Annotated in this window: 5 protein-coding genes; 1 reads left to right on the top strand and 4 read right to left on the bottom strand. The window is 67.8% G+C overall.

What is annotated here, in order from left to right; translation table 11 throughout:
• Window positions 1-555 precede the first annotated feature (555 nt).
• Window positions 556-1389 carry a transposase gene (locus OFY01_RS14525; RefSeq protein WP_266599948.1) on the bottom strand — a complete coding sequence of 278 codons (834 nt, stop codon included), beginning with the start codon at window positions 1387-1389 and terminating at the stop codon, window positions 556-558.
• Window positions 1390-1800: 411 nt separating this feature from the next.
• Entirely contained in the window at window positions 1801-2961 is a 1161-nt protein-coding gene (locus tag OFY01_RS14520) for a hypothetical protein (protein WP_266599946.1), read from the bottom strand.
• Between the two features lie 231 nt (window positions 2962-3192).
• On the opposite strand from OFY01_RS14520, the gene OFY01_RS14515 reads away from it, so the two are divergent.
• A complete protein-coding gene (locus tag OFY01_RS14515; RefSeq protein ID WP_266599944.1) occupies window positions 3193-3510 on the top strand; it encodes a hypothetical protein in 318 nt (105 codons plus the stop codon).
• Window positions 3511-3900: 390 nt separating this feature from the next.
• On the opposite strand, the gene OFY01_RS14510 is transcribed toward OFY01_RS14515, so the two are convergent.
• Together OFY01_RS14510 and OFY01_RS14505 are read right to left on the bottom strand one after the other, a co-directional pair.
• The gene (locus OFY01_RS14510; RefSeq protein ID WP_266599942.1) at window positions 3901-4188 is read right to left on the bottom strand and encodes a hypothetical protein; all 288 of its coding nucleotides are present in this window, start codon (window positions 4186-4188) and stop codon (window positions 3901-3903) included.
• Between the two features lie 224 nt (window positions 4189-4412).
• Window positions 4413-5387: a hypothetical protein gene (locus OFY01_RS14505; protein WP_266599940.1), complete on the bottom strand. Its 975-nt coding sequence runs from the start codon at window positions 5385-5387 to the stop codon at window positions 4413-4415.
• Window positions 5388-5573 lie beyond the last annotated feature (186 nt).

Raw genomic sequence — 5573 nt, 5'->3', positions numbered from 1 at the left:
TTCTCGGGCTCCGCCCGAGAATTGATGTGTCGTCACTTCGTGACGACACATCACCTGCCCCTCCGGGGCAGGTCCAGCCCGCTCCGCGATCTGGACACGAAGTCCGCTCCGCGGCCTCCGTGAAAGCGCGGCAACAAGCACAGCGATCTGCGTCACTCGCCGGAGAAAACACACTCACAACCCACCGAAAACTGCTCAATACCCGGACAGAGTCCGGGTATTGAGCAGCCAGCAAAACTGACAGGATATCAGCAATTGGAGAATTCTGATGGCATGTAAGAGCACCACAAAACATAACTGATCTGACACAATGCCAAAGCGATACTTCTGAACTCCCAGAACAAACACACCAGCGGTGTTCTGAAAACCTGGAACAATCAGCACTCCAAGCTGACGAGGCACCACCTTGGAAAGCCGGCTGCGCAGGGCTGGGAATGCCGTGGCCAACCGGTCGTAGGGGTCTGTCAAACGAACGGCCCTATATCTCACTTTCGGTGGTGACGGAGCGTCGTGCCGTGTCGTTGACATTCGCGTGAAGGATGTCAACGAGGGGCTTCAAAGCTGGGCGGTGCGGAGGTGTCCGCGGGCCCGGCGGGTGGTGACGCAGCATGTCCGTAGCCGTTGGTTGTCGGCATTGCGAAGGCTGAACGCGTTGCGGGCGACGAGCTTGATCACGCGGTTGGTGCCTTCGCTCTTGGCGTTGCTGTGCCCGGTGTCGATGAATGCGGCGATCTCGGCCCACCAGCGGTCGACGGTGACGGCGAGCTGCCGCACCTCGGGGATGTCGGAGTCCGCGCACCACGTGAGGAACTTCCAGCGGGCGTGGCCGACTTGGTGGCGGTCGGCGCCGGTTCTCGCCAGGGCGAGGACGTTGCGCAGGTTCTTCTTGGCGATCCATACCGTCAGCAGGGTCTGGCCGATCGTCCCTTCGCCCAGCAGCGTGTTCCACATCGTGGCGAACTGCTCGTCGGTGAGGTCCTCGCGGTTGCGCAGCAGGCGCCGCTCGGCTTTCCATTCCGGCTCCCTGGCGCGTCCGTGTCGGCCGCGCGTCTCGGCGGTGGTGCGGCGCCGGACCATGGACAGCATCTTGTCGGTGAGCTGGACGACGTGGAAGTGGTCGACCACGACGGTGGCCTGCGGGAGACCGGTACGCACGGCGGCGCGGTAGGTGGACGACATGTCGATGGCCGCGTACTCGATGCTCTTTCTCCAGGTCAGCGGGGTGGCGGCGAACCAGGCGAGCACATCGGCGACGGTGCGGCCCTCGACCTGGCCGAGCAGGCCGCCGGTGCCGAGCGCCGTGAACGGCGTCGACCTGACGCCCAGTCGCGCAGCGCCATCGAGGCCATGACTGATCTGACGAGGGATGTCGAGAAGGAGGCGCAGCATATAGCCACTCCATCCGTGACGCCGTGAATACCATCTTCAGCATGCACGGGCATCCCGACTGGGCCCTAAGACAGAGAAGGAAACCACCCAAGAGTGGTCGAGTGCATGCCATCGCGTGAAGTCTGCGTTTGGCGAGTTCGAACAGTTTGTGAACCGCAGGGTGCAGCAGATAGACGCCGAGGTGCTCCCGGCTGTCACCGTGCACGTGCACCGTACGAGTCTCCGAAACCCCGCGAAGGCCACTGGCTGACCAGTGAGCTCCTGTGGGCCGGCCACCGATCGGGCAGCCGCTGATGCGCGATCGGGTGACGCGGCTGAAGGAGCTCGGTCGCTCGACACTCGGCGTTCCTGCGGTGGTTGTACATCCGGGTGTATGGGGGCCCGCCCTGGGCCCGGTGCCGGACAGGGCGCCTACTTCACGGTGAGACGAAGCGCCTCCGGGGACTTCGACGGGGACCAGGCGGTGTGTTTGCCATCGAGGGTGAAGGTGCCGTGGGGGCTGAAGTGGAGTGTGCCGGTGCGGAAGTCGGTCGGTACCGGGAAGCGGATGCCGTAGGGGCCCGTGCTGGCGGCGACCCCGGGAAGGCCATTCGTGCCCGGGGCAACGGGGCGGCCAGTGAGTGCGTCGCCCTTGGCGGTGACCCGGGTGCCGTTTCCGATGTCGAGGGAGAAGCTCTTCGGGACATCGAGGTCGGCTCCGAAGGGGACAGGGTGGCCGCCGATGTCCTGCATGGCGGTCATGGTCGTGCCGGAAAGGGTGAGCCACGCCTTGCCCTTGGGCGCCCAGCCGCCGTCCTCCGCGTAAGGCTGGAGGGAGAGCGAGTCACAGCTGAGCTCCAGGGTGGTGGACGTGCGCGGGTACTGGCGGAGGGCACCGGTGCTGCAGTCCTTGCCGGAGCGTACGGGGTAGAAGGCGGATATGGCGTCCGTGCCGCGTCGCCCGTTGGCGAGGTCGAGGGACTGGGTGCGTCCGGCGTCCTTGACCTGCAGCAAAGGGGTGCCCTTGGCCGGGATGCTGAGCAGCATGGTGGCCGAGCCGGCGCTGTCCTTGCTCAGGGCGAGCCGGCGGAGGTCGTCGGGGAGGGGCACGACGGTGTCACCGACACGGACGGAGCCCTTCACCTTCTTGGGCGGAGCGTTGTTCTGCTTGTAGTCCGGCAGGGCGGGGTTGTGTTTGGGACCCACCGCGTGGATGAGCAGGAAGCGGTGCCCTGCCGCGGGCTTGAGGGTGTCGTACTCCGGTGGTTTCCAGCTGCCGGTGTCGACGAAGCGCATGGCTTGGAGCTTGGTGAGGTGATCGGTGAGGGCGATGCTGTCGATGCGCAGGGAGTAGTGCGGGCCCAGCAGGTCACCCGGGCCGTCCGTGTAGGACGTCTTGCCCGCGTAGTCGAAGTACGCGTTGCCGGTGGTCGCGCCGAAGTCGGGCTTGGCGATGCCCGTCGTCTTGCTCGGCGAGGGTTCGGCGGCGCCCGTCCCGGTGTCGCAGGCGGTGGCCGCCATGCCGAGGAGCAGCGCGAGCCCCACCGGCAGCGCGGGCCGGTACCGGCGCGCACCGAATGGTCTGGTCGTCATGGTGAAATCCCCCGATCCCCCTGTGGTCTGCCCGTCGAGCATAACGGCGCCCCTCAGTCCCCCGCAGTCAGTCGTGCCGCGGAGGCGATCGTGGAGCGGGCTTCGCATTCCGGCAGTGTCGTGCGGGCCGCGGCTTCGGTCAGGGTCCCGGTTCGAGCCCCGGCCCGAGCTGGTGGGGCTGCGGCGGCGCCTGACATCCTGGAGCGATCATTTACCGCTGCGAGGGACTGTATGGCTACCACGTGGGGCCTGCTCGTCGAGGAGACCGACGGGATGGGCGACCGCAAGGCGTATGCAGCCAAGGTGGTCGAGCACGTCACCGGCGCGCGCGACCAGGTGCTTGCCCGGCTGGAACAAGTGGCCCGCAACTATGTGCCGCAGCATCCGATGAATCCCGCGTTCGGGCGGAGAAGGAGACCAAGGAGCGCGAGGAACAGCGTCAGGCAGACGCTGAGGCGCGCGCGGCCCGCAAGGCGGCTGGAAAAGGCGGCCAAGCGCGCGCAGCGGGCACCAAGGGGCCGTGGCTGGTGGGGCGGGGGCGCACGTTGACGTATCGGCGCCCAGTTCTCGCGATCAGACGTGGCGTCCAGCAGCGTCCGCTCGGCCGGGGCCGTGCGGACAAGCGCGGGAGCGCTGCGGTGACTAGCACTCCCAGTGCAACGACTGGCGCCGGGGCGCTCGGCGACTGCCGCGGGCTGGGGGGGCGGGGCGAACAAGGCGCGCAGAAAGAACGAGGAACTTCGCGAGGCGATGGCCACGGGTGCGCCGAGCGGCTGGTTCCCGGTCGTGTACGCAGCCTGCGCTTCGCGGCGGCAGAGCCGTCAGTACATGCTCCAGTCGTCCGTGTACCAGTAGCCGTCGCGGCGGACGCAGCCGCCGTCGGCGACGACGAGTCCCTCACCGGTGCCGGTCTCAGGTGTCCGCGGTCAAACGAGGAGGCTAGCCCTTGACCTCGATCACCACGCGCCACCGGTTTCCCGACGGTGCTCTGCTTGTCAGCACCGCCGTGCCATCACCGGCGCCGACGAACATTGCGGGGGTCACCCCCACCGGCGCGGTCATCACCCCCGTGTTGGCCGGCGCGAGCACATCCTTGCCGCTGACGCGGACCGGCTGCCAACGGCCGCCCTTCCCAGCGGTCAAGAAGATGTCCAGCCGCTGCCCGCGCGGCAAGCAGTAGACACCGCTGTGTTGCTCTGTCAATTGCCCGGCGGAGTGCGGCAGCACGCCTTGAGGCAACCGTGCGCAGGGGGGAGGTGATTGCGCGGTCCGGGTGGGTGCCGGAGGTCCAGCGGCACCGTCTGCGCCGGAGCTGCAGGCGCACAGCAGGGCTGTTGCCGCGAGTGCCAGGAGGGGCAGGGCTCGGTTCACGATGGTGCTCCCGGGGATGAGGCCGGAGGCCGAGCCCGCCGAGTGAGCGGCGGGCTCGGCCTCCGGTGATGGACACACCGTCAGTGCTGGTTGCTCGCACTGCTGTAGGAGACAACGCAGCCGCCGGCGCCGCCGCTGAAGTTGTTGCTCCACAGCGACTGCACGGCGAAGTCGGTGCCGTTCAGGCTGACGATCGAGGACGCCCCCTGCCCACTGGAGATCCAGGCGCACTTGTCGCCGGTCTCGTAGCCGGTGCCGTCGACCCAGCCGCTGCTGGGTGCCGGGTCGGTGAGGGTCTCGGCGTACTCGTGGCCGCCGACGATGGTGACGCCCTCGGTGGCGCTGTCGACGCCGGACGACCCCGTCGCCACGAAGTTCGCGCCGCACGACGTACCGGCGTCGCTGATGTAGGGCATGTTGGTGTACGGCAGGTCGGCGCCCGAGCCGGTGGTGGTGTGGTCGTGCCAGGCGCAGTACTGCGTTTTGAAGCCGTTGGGCACGACGCCGTGCGGCAGGTCCACGATGACCTCGACGTTGTCGCCGGAAACCCCGAAGTGGGCGGCGGCCCTGACCGCCTCGGCGGCGATCGAGGCGTCACTCGGCCGTCTGGCGACCTTGGTCGAGTTGTCGAGCCAGGTGCCGCCCACGGGGTTGGACGAGGGGTGGCCCACCGCCGTGCCTGCGCCGTTGCACTGGGTGGTGCCGACGGCAACGCCCTGGCAGTACTGGGTCTGCGAGTTCGACCAGGTGTCGCCACTGCCGTAGGCGTGCTGGAAGAAGTTCAGCTGCAGTGCGGCCTCGCCCGACGGGTCGTTGGTGACCGTGGAACCTGAGCCCCACTGGTTGCCCCAGTAGACGACGTAGATCTTCGGGTTGGTGACGACGTTGCCACCGCTGTAGGAGAGGTTGCCGCCCGTAGCGGTAGCTGTGGGTGCTGCGTGGGTCTTCATGCGGTGGTGCGGCGCGAGCTCGCTGGCCCCTGCGGGTGCGGCGGCGGCGAGTCCGGCGACGGCGAGCGCTGTGGCGCAGCCGACGGCAAGTGCAGAACGAAGCACGGTGGTGCCCTTCTCTTGTCGGGAAGACGTGCAGGGAGGGCTGTGCAACGCCGCTGGCCAGGCGGCTCGTTGGTGTCACCACGTTGGTGCGTTCCTTGCGCCGCGAGACACTAGTAGTGCTTGGTCAGGTTGATGTCGGGGTGGGTATGTCGCGGTGGCAGGTGGGGCAGGCGCCGGTCCATGTGG

Origin of the sequence: Streptomyces beihaiensis, from assembly GCF_026274175.1 — a bacterium.
Taxonomy (GTDB): Bacteria; Actinomycetota; Actinomycetes; order Streptomycetales; family Streptomycetaceae; genus Streptomyces; species Streptomyces beihaiensis.
Note: the sequence above shows the minus strand (reverse complement) of the source record. Positions and strands in the feature narration are given on the sequence as shown.